Source organism: Lentilactobacillus rapi DSM 19907 = JCM 15042 (assembly GCF_001436255.1).
GTDB lineage: Bacteria > Bacillota > Bacilli > Lactobacillales > Lactobacillaceae > Lentilactobacillus > Lentilactobacillus rapi.
The window spans coordinates 40,293-55,247 of record NZ_AZEI01000019.1 but is presented as its reverse complement, the minus strand read 5'-3'; the positions used below and the strand labels follow the sequence as shown (position 1 = coordinate 55,247).

General features: G+C 43.1%; 14 protein-coding genes. 5 read left to right on the top strand and 9 right to left on the bottom strand.

Annotated elements, in window-relative coordinates; genetic code table 11:
* Nucleotides 1-58: 58 nt before the first annotated feature.
* From cshA to FD12_RS03140, 3 genes are all read right to left on the bottom strand, one after another.
* A complete protein-coding gene (cshA, locus tag FD12_RS03150) occupies nt 59-1,588 on the bottom strand; it encodes a degradosome RNA helicase CshA (protein ID WP_056981636.1) in 1,530 nt (509 codons plus the stop codon).
* A 261-nt stretch (nt 1,589-1,849) separates the two neighbouring features.
* On the bottom strand, nt 1,850-3,238 hold the full coding sequence (locus FD12_RS03145; protein ID WP_054747240.1) for a UDP-N-acetylmuramoyl-tripeptide--D-alanyl-D-alanine ligase: 1,389 nt from the start codon (nt 3,236-3,238) through the stop codon (nt 1,850-1,852).
* A gap of 56 nt (nt 3,239-3,294) precedes the next feature.
* On the bottom strand, nt 3,295-4,062 hold the full coding sequence (locus FD12_RS03140; protein WP_054747241.1) for a hypothetical protein: 768 nt from the start codon (nt 4,060-4,062) through the stop codon (nt 3,295-3,297).
* 152 nt (nt 4,063-4,214) lie between these two features.
* Between FD12_RS03140 and FD12_RS03135 the strand changes: the two genes are divergently transcribed.
* Nucleotides 4,215-4,682 carry a low molecular weight protein-tyrosine-phosphatase gene (locus FD12_RS03135; protein ID WP_054747243.1) on the top strand — a complete coding sequence of 156 codons (468 nt, stop codon included), beginning with the start codon at nt 4,215-4,217 and terminating at the stop codon, nt 4,680-4,682.
* Here FD12_RS03135 and FD12_RS03130 read toward each other — a convergent pair.
* Nucleotides 4,679-5,398, bottom strand: a complete 720-nt coding sequence (locus FD12_RS03130) for a class A sortase (RefSeq protein ID WP_056981634.1) — start codon at nt 5,396-5,398, stop codon at nt 4,679-4,681. The two genes, FD12_RS03135 and FD12_RS03130, sit on opposite strands and share 4 nt — an antisense overlap.
* 51 nt (nt 5,399-5,449) lie before the next feature.
* Here FD12_RS03130 and FD12_RS03125 point away from each other — a divergent pair, with 51 nt between their 5' ends.
* Nucleotides 5,450-6,670 (top strand): multidrug efflux MFS transporter, encoded by a 1,221-nt coding sequence (locus FD12_RS03125; protein ID WP_056981633.1) that lies wholly within the window; start codon nt 5,450-5,452, stop codon nt 6,668-6,670.
* An 88-nt stretch (nt 6,671-6,758) separates the two neighbouring features.
* Here the strand turns inward: FD12_RS03125 and FD12_RS03120 are convergent, their stop codons facing one another.
* The 5 genes from FD12_RS03120 to FD12_RS03100 form a co-directional block, all read right to left on the bottom strand.
* Nucleotides 6,759-7,010, bottom strand: coding sequence for a type B 50S ribosomal protein L31 (locus FD12_RS03120; protein WP_056981631.1), 252 nt, complete (start codon nt 7,008-7,010; stop codon nt 6,759-6,761).
* A 106-nt stretch (nt 7,011-7,116) separates the two neighbouring features.
* Nucleotides 7,117-8,397: a UDP-N-acetylglucosamine 1-carboxyvinyltransferase gene (locus FD12_RS03115; protein ID WP_054747247.1), complete on the bottom strand. Its 1,281-nt coding sequence runs from the start codon at nt 8,395-8,397 to the stop codon at nt 7,117-7,119.
* Nucleotides 8,398-8,637: 240 nt separating this feature from the next.
* A complete protein-coding gene (locus tag FD12_RS03110; protein ID WP_056981628.1) occupies nt 8,638-10,254 on the bottom strand; it encodes a CTP synthase in 1,617 nt (538 codons plus the stop codon).
* Nucleotides 10,255-10,412: 158 nt separating this feature from the next.
* Complete coding sequence (gene rpoE / locus FD12_RS03105) at nt 10,413-11,048, bottom strand: DNA-directed RNA polymerase subunit delta (RefSeq protein ID WP_054747250.1); 636 nt, start codon at nt 11,046-11,048, stop codon at nt 10,413-10,415.
* 55 nt (nt 11,049-11,103) lie between these two features.
* Nucleotides 11,104-11,538, bottom strand: a complete 435-nt coding sequence (locus tag FD12_RS03100) for a YwiB family protein (RefSeq protein ID WP_054747252.1) — start codon at nt 11,536-11,538, stop codon at nt 11,104-11,106.
* 183 nt (nt 11,539-11,721) lie between these two features.
* On the opposite strand from FD12_RS03100, the gene FD12_RS03095 reads away from it, so the two are divergent.
* Genes FD12_RS03095 through yidA form a run of 3 tightly spaced genes read left to right on the top strand, consistent with a single transcriptional unit; the run spans nt 11,722 to nt 14,729 of the window.
* Nucleotides 11,722-12,549, top strand: a complete 828-nt coding sequence (locus FD12_RS03095; protein ID WP_056981626.1) for a lipoyl protein ligase domain-containing protein — start codon at nt 11,722-11,724, stop codon at nt 12,547-12,549.
* A gap of 12 nt (nt 12,550-12,561) precedes the next feature.
* The gene (locus tag FD12_RS03090) at nt 12,562-13,899 is read left to right on the top strand and encodes an HD domain-containing protein (protein ID WP_054747254.1); all 1,338 of its coding nucleotides are present in this window, start codon (nt 12,562-12,564) and stop codon (nt 13,897-13,899) included.
* Nucleotides 13,900-13,922: 23 nt separating this feature from the next.
* Nucleotides 13,923-14,729, top strand: a complete 807-nt coding sequence (gene yidA, locus FD12_RS03085; RefSeq protein WP_054747256.1) for a sugar-phosphatase — start codon at nt 13,923-13,925, stop codon at nt 14,727-14,729.
* Nucleotides 14,730-14,955: the final 226 nt, after the last annotated feature.

The following is a 14,955-nucleotide window of genomic DNA, read 5'->3' as shown; positions in this document are numbered from 1 at the left end:
AGATTTGATATTAAAAAAAGCAGCTGGAAAGGTTCTCCAACTGCTTTAGTTCATTCAATTACGAATTTTTAATTGTGAAGCGCCGTTTGCTACCACCGCTTGAACGTTTACTGCTATTCTTGCTTCCGCCATGATTGCGATCGCGGTCACGATTGCCACCACCGTTTCTGCTCCGGTTGCGGCCTGAGTTACGGTCATTATTTCGGTGATTGTTGCGTGAACCGCCCCAATGACCACCACCCCTGTGGCTGTTATGTCCATGACCACCGTGATGACGTGATAATGGGCGTTCAGGAGTAATCTTAACTTTCACATTATCCCGAGTCACATCATTTAGTAAGGCAGCAACTAAGTCAGTTGCTTCGTACTCATCAAGAAGCTTATCAGCCATCTTTTGGTACTTATCAGTATTCGTCTTCTGAATCAAATCAGCGATATCAGACTCTGCTGAATTCAATTGACCAACAAATGCTTCTTGTTCTGTTGGTGGCTTCAAAGGCAGCATGCGCACTTTGGTCAACTTCTCGATTTCTCGTAAGTAGTCCATTTCGTTTGGCGTTGCGAATGTAATTGAAACACCATGCTTTCCGGCACGACCGGTACGACCAACCCGATGAACGTAGCTATCTGGATCCTGGGGAATATCATAGTTGTAAACGTGGGTAACACCAGAAATATCAATTCCACGTGCAGCCACATCAGTCGCAACTAAAATATCAATTTTGCCACGCTTAAATTCTTGCATGATCTGAGAACGACGAGCCTGAGTTAAGTCGCCATGAAGGCCGGCAGCCTTATAGCCACGCGCCTCTAATCCTTTTGATACTTCGTCAACCCGGCGCTTTGTCCGGCAAAAGACAAGGATAACTTCAGGATCTTGGACGTCAAAGAAACGCGTCATTGTGTCAAACTTTTCGTATTCTTTCAATCGAACATAGTATTGATCAATTAAGTCCGTAGTTAATTCTTTAGCCTTGATCTTAACTTGTTGGGGATCCTTCATAAACTGAACCCCAACTCGCTTAATTTGAGCAGGCATTGTTGCGGAGAACAAAAGTGTTTGTCTCTCTTCGGGGGTTTGTTTGATGATACTTTCGATATCGTCTAAGAATCCCATATCTAACATTTCGTCGGCTTCGTCAAGAACTAAAGTCTTAATGTGCTCTAACTTCAATGTATGACGACGGATATGATCAAGGAGTCGTCCAGGAGTTCCCACAATAATCTGTGGATGGTCTTTTAATGCGTTGATTTGGCGGCGAATATCTGCCCCACCATAAACGACCTGAACGCGAGCCTTCTCGTCTTTACCGAGTCGATAAATTTCTTCTTGGGTCTGAATTGCAAGCTCTCTAGTGGGTGAAATAATTAGAGCTTGAACATTGGGATTGTCAAAATCAATCTTCTGCAAGATTGGTAATCCAAATGCAGCCGTCTTACCCGTTCCAGTTTGTGCCTGACCAATAACATCCTGACCCTTAAGAACCATTGGAATGGTTTCTGCTTGGATGGGAGTTGCTTCTTCAAAACCACTACTGGAAATTGCTGAGAGTAAGCGGTCTGATAATCCTAATTCACTAAACTTCAAATATGTTTCCTCCTAATTATTGAAACAATTAAGGTTCCGCCAATGACTAGAGAAAAATCCGTTTCTCTTGTTCGGTCATTAGCCTGACCATCAATCATTTATTACAAAATAACTTTTTCAGTTTACACCGTTTGTAGGTAATACGCAAGGGAAAAGGGCGTAACGAAAGCGGTTAACCTTCGAACTTCCAACTTCTTTTGCAAAATATTGGGTTGGGAGTTTTGACCAAGAGCACCTATTTCTCGATGACGATTGTATGCACTACTCTTTCTTCACCAATCCATCCACAACATTCTCTAGATGAAGTCCATGACTGGCCTTCAACATAACCTCATCATCGGCGGTTAGCTGGGCCGTTAGATCAGCAGTTAACTTATCGAGTTGATCTGCCGAATAATGGTGTAAATTTTCCGGTGCAAATACCGGCTTTAATCGATCATACAGTGCAGCCATATCATCACCGACTAAATAAACCATCGCAATTTGGCTGGGGTCAATACTGCTGGCTAACGATGCATGCATCTGCTTTGACTGACTGCCAAGTTCCAGCATATCACCCAGTACCGCAACTCGCCGACCCTTCGTTGGTGTTTCCTGGAAAGCCGTCAGCACTTCTTTGGCTGCAGTTGGATTGGAATTATAGACATCGCTTAAAATCTTCTCGCCTGCTTTACCAACCAGCCACTGGGTTCGATTCTTCGTCAGATCAAATTTTGTTAAACTCTTTTGAATCATTGATGGATGAATTTGGAACACCCGACCGACCGCCATTGCTGACAACGCGTTATTAACGTTGTAATCACCGATCATAGGGATTTCAAACGTCATATCCGGCCACAAATTCACTTTAAAGGATGTACTGTACTGACTATCTTGAGTTTCTGTCGCGTAAATATCATCATTAGGTTGGCGGCCAAACGTACTCTGAGCCGTCGAAACTGCCTTGGCCCGTTCCACCAGCAATGGTTCATCGCCATCATAAATGAATAAGCCGTCAGATTTCAATCCGTGGGTAATTTCCATCTTGGCATCGGCAATCTTAGCGCGGGTCCCAAAGAATTCGATATGGGCCTCGCCAATCATCGTAATGATCGCGACATCAGGCTGCACCAACTTTGATAGGAAATCCAGCTGACCTGGACGATCCATCCCCATTTCAACCACCAAGAACTCCGTATTGGACTCCATCTGCAAAATTGTGTATGGAACCCCAATTTCATTATTAAAATTATCGTGGGTCTTGGTCACATGAAACGTGCTGGAAAGGATGGCAGCGATCATGTCTTTTGTGGTTGTTTTACCATTGCTGCCGGTAATCGCAATAACTCGTGGGTTAATTTTGGTGAGGTAATATCGACTTAAGGTTTGAAACGCCGTCAATGGGTCATCAACCACCAATGCTGGAATTGAAAGCGGCAGCCGGTTGGCTTTGTCAGCAGCCCATAGTGTTGCAACTGCACCATTGTGAATCGCTGAGTCTATGTAGTCATGCCCATCATGCTCGCCGGCCAGAGGGATAAATAATTGGCCCGGTTCAAGCTTGCGGCTATCAAAGCACACACCCTCAACGTCTTGTTTTAAGGAACTATTTGGAAAATTATCGGTCTTGGCATTGATCGCTGAAGCAATTTCGCCAATTGTCATTTTCATTATTTAACGCTCCAATTTTGAATAGTTACTGTCAATTATAACAAAAAATCAACCAGCTAAACACCCGCCGCTTGATCTTGCCATTCTAACTTCCATGTGGAATTTTGTAAATTGTAACTCAAATCACCAACATAGTTCGTATTCTCAATAATTGTCTTGGTTCTTAAAATAATCGAAACCTGATCCGGATTTTTCAAAATTCTAATTGGAATATGATATGTTCGATTTCGTTCCCTAATTGAACCAAATAGAATGAACAAGCCATCATTGGCCTTGGTAATCAGCTCAATGAGAATGGAATTGTCGATGTCCTTGATTGCCAACGGCCGCAAAAATACCCGCAATGTATTATGGGTTTCGCGAAGATTCCGTTTGATGGCAATTTCCAACACATGATTGAAATCTGAAAATCGTCGATAGTAGGATCGAATCGTCCGATCATCTTGAGTGAGATAAATATAGTGGTTCAATAACTTGGAAGAAAATGGGCGACCCATCGGGGTTCCAAAGTGGGCAAGATACAAGAGTTCAGCGATTTCGTATGGTGACAGATTATTGACACTGTCTTCATCATCGAAGTCGATAAACTTCTTCGGCCCACTTGGGTTTTTAAGCAGGTATTGCCGGATTTCAGACGAGCCAAATATTAAATTGAACTTGGAATGAGAATTATACCCATTGGCATCTTCCTCATCATTGTTCAACAAAATAATATTATCTGGCAGTTGGTCTAACCCATTAATAAAATCAGCGGCGGTAATCCCCGACGACAGAATCATGTTGGAAATCGGATTTGTATTGATAAAAATAAAATTGCCCTTCATTGTGTCATTACCCCATATAAAAGTCTAATTTAATTGTACTACCCTTTGACAAAGATGTCTGTAAATACCTTTCAAAAATGAATTTGTTTGCCCTTTTGCTCAATAGTTGGTAACATTATTGTTAATACAATGATGGTGACGAGGTTAAAGTAATGACTAACGTTTTATTTGTTTGTCTGGGAAATATCTGCCGTTCGCCAATGGCAGAAGCAATTTTTAAGAAAATGGTCAAGGAAGCGGGGCTTGCCGACAAAATTGCCGTTGATTCAGCAGGAATCAGTAGCGAAGAACAAGGCAATCCCCCTCATCCAGGCGCGCAAGCAGAACTCGAAATGCATGGTATCGATTGGACTGGGATGACTTCTCGGCCGATTGAGACAAAAGATTTCGAGTGGGCTGACCTGATTATCGGGATGGATAGCCAGAACATTTACTATCTAAAGCAAATGGCCCCTGAAAACGATAAGGCCAAAATTCATCTGTGCTTGGATATTCTTCCAAATGAAATGGGAAAAGACATTCCAGATCCTTGGTACGACCATAAATTTGGTCGGACCTATGCACAGTTATCCGAGTCGTTACCAAAATGGCTGGATTACATCAAAGCGAACATGCTCTAATTATTGGCGGGCCTCAAAAGGGCTCGTTTTAATTTTGGCGTTGCTTGATTCAAAGAGTACTGATTAATGAGCTTGCCGCGGATCATTAAGCGCCCCGCTCCCGTTGCATCACACGTAATCAATGTCACAATCGGCTTCTTAGTCTGTTTGACCACATCTACCCTGGTAGCAGCAATGAAAACTCGTCGATAAACCCGGTAATGGTATACTTTTTTCAAATCAGTCAGATAAATATTATCGCCAACTTTAGTTTTGAAGTACAATGGTCCAAATAACACATGGCGATTCACCATATGGTGGCCGGCTAATGGATAGTTACCCTTCCCCATCTTTTGATCCTGACGCATCGTCCCAGCTGCCAGGGCTAATGTCGTATTGGCAACTCCAAGACCAATTGGCAGGTGGATTGAGGACTTTGGTACTAAAATTTCACCGACAACTTCCAATCGGTTGGTATTCATCCTGGAACGCAAAGCAGTTTGGAAATCTAGTGATTTGACTTTTTTGAAATCATAGCTCACATTTTTAGAATGGCGCTTGGTTTGCTGCTTTTGCCTGGTTTCGGATTTCTCAACCATCTGGCGGGTCACTTTGGGCTGATAAGATTTAATCACTTCATTTTTAATGGGGCGGTTAAAAATCAGTACCAGTGCAATCAGAAACACAAGCACAAAGATCAGGTTGATAATGATTCGTTTGAAACGACTTTTTTTCATGTTTGCCTCCAATGGCGAACTTTATTTTGATAAATAGGAGTGATCAACTCATTGGCTGAAAATAAACTAGCACCGAATTCTTGGCAGCGAAATCTGCGAGTGTTATGGTTTGGCACGTTCATGGCTGGAATTGGTTTCAGTGAAGTCATGCCATTCCTGTCACTTTACGTCGACTCGCTGGGAAAATTTACACATAATGAACTCAGTTTGTACAGTGGCTTGGCATTTGCGGCCAGCTACTTTGTAACCGCACTGGCTTCTCCATTCTGGGGAAAACTGGCTGACCGAACCGGTCGAAAGCTGATGCTGATCAGGGCATCTGCAGGAATGGCCATTGTCTTCATCTTCATGGGCCTTGTGATGAACGTCTGGCAATTGATTGGCCTGCGACTGCTTCAAGGCGTGTTCTCAGGTTATATCAGTAATGCGAATGCCCTAATTGCCACCCAAGTCCCGAAGAGACGTAGTGGCCAAGCGCTAGGCATGTTAGTTACTGGAAATGTTTCCGGCGCACTTTTTGGGCCCCTATTGGGTGGAACCCTTGCTTCCATCTTTAGTTACCGGGTGACCTTTTTCATTACGGGATTCTTATTTGTAATGGTATTTCTGGTTACAACCATTTTTGTAAAAGAAGACTTCAAACCAACCGCAAAATCAGAAATGCTTAACACTCGCGGGGTTGTAGGCGAATTATCAAACGCCAAATTAGTGTTTGGCATGTTTGTCACGACCATGATCATTCAGGCTGCGAACAATTCTATTGTACCAATTTTATCATTATATGTTCGGCAAATCATGGATAACAGCTCGGCCACAACCTTTTACAGTGGAATTGTCGCCGCAGTTCCAGGAATTGCGACACTGTTTGCTGCTCCTTTATTAGGGAGAGTCGGTGACCGGATCGGAACCGATCGAATTCTAATCATTGGATTTATTTTAGCAATTAGTGTTTATGTCCCGATGGCCTTTGTCACCAACGTTTGGCAGCTGATCGGTCTACGCTTTATCATTGGTGTTGCCAACGCCGCAATGTTACCTGCCGTGCAAGCCATTTTAGCCAAAAACACCCCTCCTCAAGTGACTGGTCGGGTGTTCAGTTGGAACCAGTCGTTTCAAGCGATGGGCAACGTTGCCGGTCCAATGATTGGCTCAGTTGTTGCGACGTCTTTTGATTATTCTGGCGTTTTTCTTTCAACTGCGATTCTAGTGGTAATCAATTTAGCACTGGTCTATCATAATACGCGAGAAATGCGGCAAGCTCGCAAAATATAAACAAAATTCCCTAATTTTTGACATTCAAGGTAAAAATGTCCAAATAAAAAGACAGGCCACATAATGTGTCCCGCCTTTTTGTTTGGGTCTAGTTGTTTGTAAGACCGTATTTCTTGTTGAAACGATCCACAGCGCCATCCGCTTGGGTAAACTTTTGCTTACCAGTGTAGAATGGATGAGAGTCGGATGAAATTTCAACCCGGATTAATGGGTATGTTTTGCCATCTTCCCATTCAATGGTTTCGTCAGAGGTCTTAGTTGATCCTGACATAAACTTGAATCCGGTACTTGAATCTTGAAATACAACTTGGTGGTAATCTGGATGAATTCCTTTTTTCATAATATATCGCTCCTTTGCCCTGAATCAATTTGATGACCCAGAGATTATCGATTAGTCAACCTTGTTAGTTTATCATAAAATAATTCGGGTTTCAATAACCTTTCGGCTAAACTTTTTCTTCGACTTCCAGTTTGACGTCTGCACCAATTGACGTCAGTTTATCGACGATACTGCCATATCCCCGCAAAATATACTCTGCGTGGGAAATTTCAGTTGTGCCATTTGCCATGAGACCAGCAATAACCAACGAAGCGCCCGCACGAATCTCACCAGCATCAACATGGGCCCCCTTCAAGTGTGGCGAAGGATCCACAACGATTACACCCTCGTCAGTGTCTTCTGATTTGATGCGACCGCCTAATTTGTTGAGTTCGGGAATGTGCTTGATTCGCTTAGGATAGATGGTGTCAATGATGATACTCCTACCACTCGCCTTAAATAATAGTGGGGTCACTGGCTGCTGCAAATCAGTCGCAAATCCCGGAAACGGCATCACTTTAACTTGAATCGGTTTCAGGTCATGTGAAGGCCCAACATAGATGCTGTCTTCATAAACCGTTAGATCACAACCCATTTCCTCCAATTTTGCCACAAATGCTTCCAAATGTTCTGGAATAATATTCGTAATCAAAACACCGTCCCCAACCGCTGCGGCCAAGGAAAGATATGTACCAGCTTCAATTCGATCAGGAATAATTGTGTGGGTGTTACGAGCTTGGAGGGTTGGCACCCCTTCAATTCGAATGACATCTGTCCCGGCACCTCTGATATTTGCACCCATGTTATTTAAAAATGTCGCAATATCAATAATTTCAGGTTCTTTAGCAGCGTTACCAATCACCGTCGTTCCGGGTGCTTTAACAGATGCGAGAATTGTATTAATCGTTGCGCCAACAGAAACCACATCTAAAAAGATCTGCGCACCATGCAGACCATTTGGACCCGTTTGAATGGTCACAGTTCCATCATGATCGCTCACCTCAGCACCCAGTGCCTTAAAGGCCTTAATATGCTGGTCAATCGGTCGCGGCCCAATATTATCGCCACCAGGAAAGCTGACCGTTGCACGTTGAAAACGCCCCAACAATGCGCCCATGAAATAGTAAGAAGCTCGCAAGCTCTTGATCGCCTTACTTGGGAGCGGTGCTTCGACAATATTTGTCGGATCAATTGACAAAACATCGCCCTTAAACTCAGACGATACATTCATTGATTTTAAGATCAACATTAAATTGTGAACATCTAAAATGTCTGGAACCGAATCAAATTTAACTGGTGTGTCGGCTAAAATGGCGGCCGGAATAAGCGCAACTGTGCTATTTTTAGCACCGCCAATGGACACCTCACCAGAAAGACGATTCCCGCCATTTATTATTAATTTAGTCATCAAACTTTCCTCACTTTTACAATCGAACATTTTTAACGCTATGAAACATCTTAAAGAAAAAGCTTGCAAAATACAATCCCTTTAGTTGAATTATACAATGTGTGACAGGAAACACAATGATAGTGTGTAGTGTTCATGGATTAAGTCAGAGAACCTAAAGCTATTCGCTTTGCCAACCCGCGCTCTACAAAAAAAGGGTTAGGGCACTACGCCCCAACCCCTTGCCCAAAAATGGACTTATTACTTATTTTTCTCAAGATAAACATCATTAGCTGCTGCCACAAAGTCCTTGAACAGTCCCTCTGGCCGGTTTGGTCGAGAAATAAATTCTGGATGATATTGAGAACCAACGAAGAACTTATTTGCAGGAATTTCAACAACTTCAACCAAATGATTGTCAGGTGATGTTCCTGAAATCACCATGCCATTTTTCTCCATTGCCTCACGATAGGCATTGTTAAACTCATAGCGGTGACGATGCCGTTCTGAAATCACATCGGCATTGTCATAAGCTTTGGCAGCCACCGTTCCTGGCTTCAACTTACATGGATAAGCACCCAAACGTTGGGTCCCACCCATATCATGAACGTCCTCTTGGTCAGCCATCAAATCGATCACATTGTGCTTGGTTCTCGGATTCATTTCAGTTGAATTGGCATCTTTGTATCCAAGAACGTCGCGGGCAAATTCAACGCAAGCCATTTGCATCCCTAAACAGACACCGAGATACGGCACATCCTTTTCGCGAGCATAACGAATCGCAGTAATCATGCCTTCAATCCCACGATCACCGAAGCCACCGGGAACAATAATGCCATCAGCTGATGAGAGTAATTCTTCAACGTTGTCATCGTTAATCTTTTCAGAATCCAACATTTCCAAATCAATGTCTGCATCCACCCGGTAACCAGCATGCTTCAATGCCTCGGCAACGGAAATATAAGCGTCGTGAAGGCCAACATACTTACCTACCAGGGTAATATGGATCGTTCGCTTCAAATGCTGGACATGCTGCTCTAATTCACGCCAGTCAGACATGTCGGCAGCTGGCTTTTCAATTCCGAAATGTTCCAAAATCTGTTGATCCATTCCCTGCTTCTGCAAATTCAACGGAATCGTGTAGAGAGTCGGCACATCTAAGGATTCAACAACCGCCTGTGGCTTAACGTCACAGAACAAGGAAATCTTCTTACGCATCGAATCAGTGATCGGCTTTTCCGAGCGAACAACCAGTAAGTTTGGCTGAATTCCTAGGCTGCGCAATTCCTTTACACTATGCTGGGTTGGCTTTGTCTTCATTTCACCAGCTGCCCGCAAGTAAGGAATCAGGGTTGTATGAACATAAAAGACGTTTTCGTCACCAACCTCCGTCTTCATTTGACGAATGGCTTCCAAGAATGGCAACGATTCAATATCACCAACAGTTCCACCAATTTCAGTGATCACAATTTCTGCATCTGTTACTTTGGCAGCTCGCATAATTTTTTCTTTAATCATTCCCGTGATGTGAGGAATCACTTGAACGGTCGCGCCAAGATAATCTCCATGACGTTCCTTACGTAAAACTTCATCATAAATTTTACCGGTTGTCACGTTTGAATACTTATTGAGGTTATTGTCGATAAATCGTTCATAATGGCCAAGATCAAGATCAGTTTCGGTTCCATCATCGGTAACGAAAACTTCACCATGTTGATAAGGGTTCATCGTACCAGGGTCGACGTTAATGTATGGATCGAATTTTTGAATTGTTACGTTTAATCCGCGATTTTTTAACAATCGACCTAGTGAAGCTGCAACAATCCCTTTTCCTAAGGAAGAAACAACGCCACCAGTTACAAAAATATATTTGGTCATTATATAATCCTCTCCTCTTACTAGTTCGACGGGGAATCACAAATAAAAAAATCCCTATCCATAAGTGAATAGGGAACAATTAATCATCGTTCAGATGTCCTTGAAAACTCAAGGAGCCCAAAAAACATAATACATACTTTTTTGAAATTAGTCAAGAATTATTGATTATCTTTTGAATTGTAATCATCATCGTCGTCACCATCATCACCGAACGAATCATCATCGTCATCGTTCAGTTCATTCAGCTGACCCTCAATGCCATCTGGTAAGTCCTCATCACTGGCATCATCGGTACTGTCATCGATGTCTGCAAGATCCTTATTGTACTTACCGAGATCTTCACTGCTATCGTCATCATCGGCGTCATCGTCATCTTCTACGAAATCATCATCGTCTTGATCTTCAGGGTCGTCGTCATCGTAATCAATGACATCATCATCGTCGGAAGCATCAGCAAGGAAGGCATTAACCTTCCGACGCTTTTTGCGCTTTGGTCGATCTTCATCCTCTTCAGCGTGGACAGTTGCTTCATCAATTGATTCGTATGGGTACCATGTTCGCAGTCCCCAAAGATTGTCACCAAGTGAAATAAAGCTACCATCAATGTTGAGATCCGTATAAAATTGTGACAAGCGATCACGGATCTCTTTGTTACTATCGCCCAAGTATGACTGCACCTCATTAGCTAAATCCACAAATGGCATTGTGTCACCGCGTTTTGCTAAGATTGCGTGAGCTACTTCAATCATCGATAGTTCGTTTTTGTTTTGGCCTTTAAAGACTTCTAATTCCAAACTGGTACACGTCCTTTCAACAGTCTAACAACAGTCTAAAAATTACTATACTCGATTAAATTGTAAATTGCAATCGAATATTGTATTTGCCCAACAAATCATTACCAGCATATAGTAAATAATCAATTCCAACTTTACCACGCAATGGTTGATCCAGGATCTCCGTATCCAGTGCAGATGTCACTGTCTGAACGTCCAAAAGTCCATAGGGTGTCCGATAACGTGCTGCAACCCGTTTACCTTGACTGAATAACAATTGCAAACGATTAGTTGCCGAGCGGGTTAATTTGATATCACCGTTATCCATGATCTTAATGGTGACTGGTACCGATCCTTCTTCAGCGTCCTCAGTGTATCTAATGTAGATGCTGGTCCCGACTTGAACGAGTTGACCAGTGACATCAAAGACAAAGTTCGATTCCTCGCCGCTTTGCACAATATTCGTCTCTAAATGAATTTGAACTGGAACGCCAGTTGCCAAATTATCCATAATACACCTTCTTTAACTCTACTACTTGTCTAACTAATACATTGTATAACCTCAACCCGAATTTAGCACTCATTTTATCTTTAAATGATCAGTTTGGCGGCCAGCCTTTAACGGATCTTATTCAATATTGGTAGCGGATTCTGTTATAATTAACTAAGTTACTATTTTGAATGGGGGTATTAGATGAAGCTGGCGAACGTTCCAATCACCGTGATTAATCAAACATATTCAAGTGAAGAGAAATTAACAAGCTTTGCGGACACGAATGCCCTACTTGAAATTTGTGATAAATTTCAGCGACCCTTTCTTCATTTTTGGACAACCGAACAGCCCACTCTCATCTTGGGCATTAATGATCGCCACTTACCAAAGCTGAGTTTGGGACTCAAATCGTTAAAAAACAATCATTTTGATTATTTTCTGAGAAATTCTGGTGGCCTGGCTGTGGTCAGTGATCCGGACGTCTTGAATATTTCGTTATTTATCCCGTTGGCCGAAACTACTTATTCTGTTGATGAAGCCTATGAAGAAATCGCTGGATTAATTCAGCTATGCTGGCCAAGTCTTCCAATCAAAACTTATGAAATTGTTCATTCATATTGTCCCGGCAAATTTGATTTGAGCGTCGATGATCAAAAATTTGCCGGAATTGCCCAGCGGCGAACGCCGAATGCCTTGGTGTTAATGTTGTATATGAGCGTCAGTGGCAATCAGGATTTCCGAAGCCAAACAGTGGCAGACTTCTACACGCAGGGTGGCGCCTACACCCAGGATCGTTGGCAGTTCCCAACCGTCGACAAAGCAACGATGACGACCTTAGCGGCACTTGATTTACCAACCATCACCATCCCAAAAGTCGAACAACAACTCCTGACAACTTTAACCCAGCAAGGTGAGTCGGTTGATTTATCATCCGCCCCAGAATTTCTGCGTTCCAGCCAATTCACTACGGAACAAGCAACCCAACTTAAAAAAATTCAATTGCGAAATGATCAGCTACCAATTGTCTAAGGAGGCAATTTTTTGGATTACGCACATCAACTACTTGAGAGAGAAAAGGTCTTCCGCGACCCGGTTCATAACTATGTCCACGTCAAATATCAGGTCATTCTCGACCTAATTAACACCACTGAATTCCAACGATTACGCCGAATTCATCAACTGGGCACGACGTCTTTGATTTTTCATGGCGCAGAACACACCCGGTTTGCCCATTCACTCGGCGTTTACGAAATTGCCCGCCGGATCATCGAATCATTTGAGGAAAACTGGCTGTCTACGCAACCAGGGGATGGCCTCTGGGACGATTCCGAAAAATTGGTGACCCTATGTGCTGCACTCCTTCACGATATTGGTCATGGTGCTTATTCCCACACCTTTGAGCATATCTTCGGAACAGACCACGAAAAGATCACCCGAGATATTATTACTTCTCATACAACCGAAATTAATCACGTCCTCGAACGGGTTGCCCCCGACTTCCCGGAGAAGGTTGCCAGCGTCATCAGTAAGACCTATCCAAATCGCCAAGTTGTCGAAATGATCTCCAGTCAACTTGACGCTGATCGAATGGACTACCTACTCCGAGATGCCTATAACACCGGCGTTAAGTATGGGACATTTGACCTTTCCAGGATTCTGGAAGTGATGCGGCCTTACAAAGACGGTATCTGTTTTGAAATGAGCGGCATGCACGCCGTTGAAGATTATATCGTCAGCCGGTTCCAAATGTACCAACAAGTTTATTTCCATCCCGTTTCCAGAGCAATGGAAGTGATCTTAAATCGTTTGTTACAACGGGCCAACGAAATTTTCAGTGAAGAAGGCTTAAAGCATAATCCCCAAACGCCTTACCTTCTGTTGCCATTTTTCCATCACGACTTCAACTTAGATGATTATTTGCAACTAGATGATGGCGTCTTGAATACCTACTTCATCCATTGGAAACGATACCCGGACGACTTACTGAGTAATTTAGCAAGCAGGTTTATTGACCGCAAGCCACTCAAATCGGTTAAGTTTGATGATTCAACCAAGGATCTTTTGCCCCGCCTCAGGGAAATCATTGAGCAGTCTGGGTTTAATCCCAAGTACTATACCGCAACTGACAACAGTTTTGACCTTCCTTACGATGCCTATCGACCTGGCAAAAAACAAATTCAACTGATGCAAAATGACGGATCGCTGATTGAGTTGTCGTCAATCAGCCCACTGGTACGAGCCATCTCTGATAAGCAAACCGGTGACAACCGCTTCTTCTTCCCCCGAGAAATTCTCCGGCCGGAAGAAAATGTTGACCTGTTCCAACCTGAGTACGATGAATTCAATCATCATATTCGTAACGATCAATTAATTAAATAATAATTCAGAGGAGAGAATTCCCTATGGACATCAAATTAGTCGCCATCGATATCGATGGCACGTTACTAAACGAAAAGCACCAACTCGCTCAAGCCACCATTGACGCAATTACCGCCGTCAGGCAAAAAGGAATCAAGGTGGTCCTAGCGAGTGGCCGGCCGCTGACTGGCGTTCAACCCTATCTGGACAGTCTAAACATTAGTGGTGCCGATGAATTTGCCCTTACTTTTAATGGTGCGATGGCCCAAACCTTGGGCGGTGAGATCCTCGTCCACCACACGTTAAGTTACGACGATTTCTTGGAAACTGAAATGCTGAGTCGAAAATTTGGCGTCCATTTCCAGTTGGAAACTGTCGACACAATTTATGCCACTAATCGGGACCTCAGCCCCTATACCATCGGCGAAAGTTATCTGGTCCGACTGCCAGTCAAGTACCGGGCACCTGAAGACATTTCACGAGATCTTGTCATTTCAAAAGTGATGATGATTGATGATCCGAAGCTGATTAGCAATGCCTATCAAAATATTCCCGCCGACCTTCAGCAACAACTTTACATCGTCCAAAGCGAACCGTTCTTCATTGAGATCATGAGTAAGCAGGCCAACAAGGGTAAAACATTGGGCGAACTTGCTGAGAAGTTGGGCTATACGGCAGATAATGTCATGGCCTTGGGAGATCAGGAAAATGATTTGACGATGATTAAATATGCCGGTTTGGGAGTTGCAATGGGCAACGGAATCACAGAAGTAAAGGATGCCGCATCGTTTGTGACCAAGCCTAATACTGAGAATGGAGTTGCGTATGCGTTAGAAAAATATTTATTATAAAACCAGAATGAAGCTGAGACATTAGTCGGTGACCTGTTTATCAATGTAAATTTGGCTTTCCAAATTTACATTGATAAGGCCTGCAACAAATGGCTAACCCTGCCATTTAAGCCAAAAAAGAGGCTGGAACCTATGTTGATTTTCAATCAGTGATCATCATTTGGATCGCCACTGATACTCAGAAAAAAGCCGCGACAAACGGCTGATCCCGGCCATTTAACAAGAA

Coding starts and splice junctions, on each gene's coding strand:
- FD12_RS03145 (WP_054747240.1), bottom strand. CDS start 3,238: ATGAAAATGACAATTGGCGAAATTGCTTCAGCGATCAATGCCAAGACC.
- FD12_RS03140 (WP_054747241.1), bottom strand. CDS start 4,062: ATGAAGGGCAATTTTATTTTTATCAATACAAATCCGATTTCCAACATG.
- FD12_RS03135 (WP_054747243.1), top strand. CDS start 4,215: ATGACTAACGTTTTATTTGTTTGTCTGGGAAATATCTGCCGTTCGCCA.
- FD12_RS03130 (WP_056981634.1), bottom strand. CDS start 5,398: ATGAAAAAAAGTCGTTTCAAACGAATCATTATCAACCTGATCTTTGTG.
- FD12_RS03120 (WP_056981631.1), bottom strand. CDS start 7,010: ATGAAAAAAGGAATTCATCCAGATTACCACCAAGTTGTATTTCAAGAT.
- FD12_RS03115 (WP_054747247.1), bottom strand. CDS start 8,397: ATGACTAAATTAATAATAAATGGCGGGAATCGTCTTTCTGGTGAGGTG.
- FD12_RS03110 (WP_056981628.1), bottom strand. CDS start 10,254: ATGACCAAATATATTTTTGTAACTGGTGGCGTTGTTTCTTCCTTAGGA.
- FD12_RS03100 (WP_054747252.1), bottom strand. CDS start 11,538: ATGGATAATTTGGCAACTGGCGTTCCAGTTCAAATTCATTTAGAGACG.
- FD12_RS03095 (WP_056981626.1), top strand. CDS start 11,722: ATGAAGCTGGCGAACGTTCCAATCACCGTGATTAATCAAACATATTCA.
- yidA (WP_054747256.1), top strand. CDS start 13,923: ATGGACATCAAATTAGTCGCCATCGATATCGATGGCACGTTACTAAAC.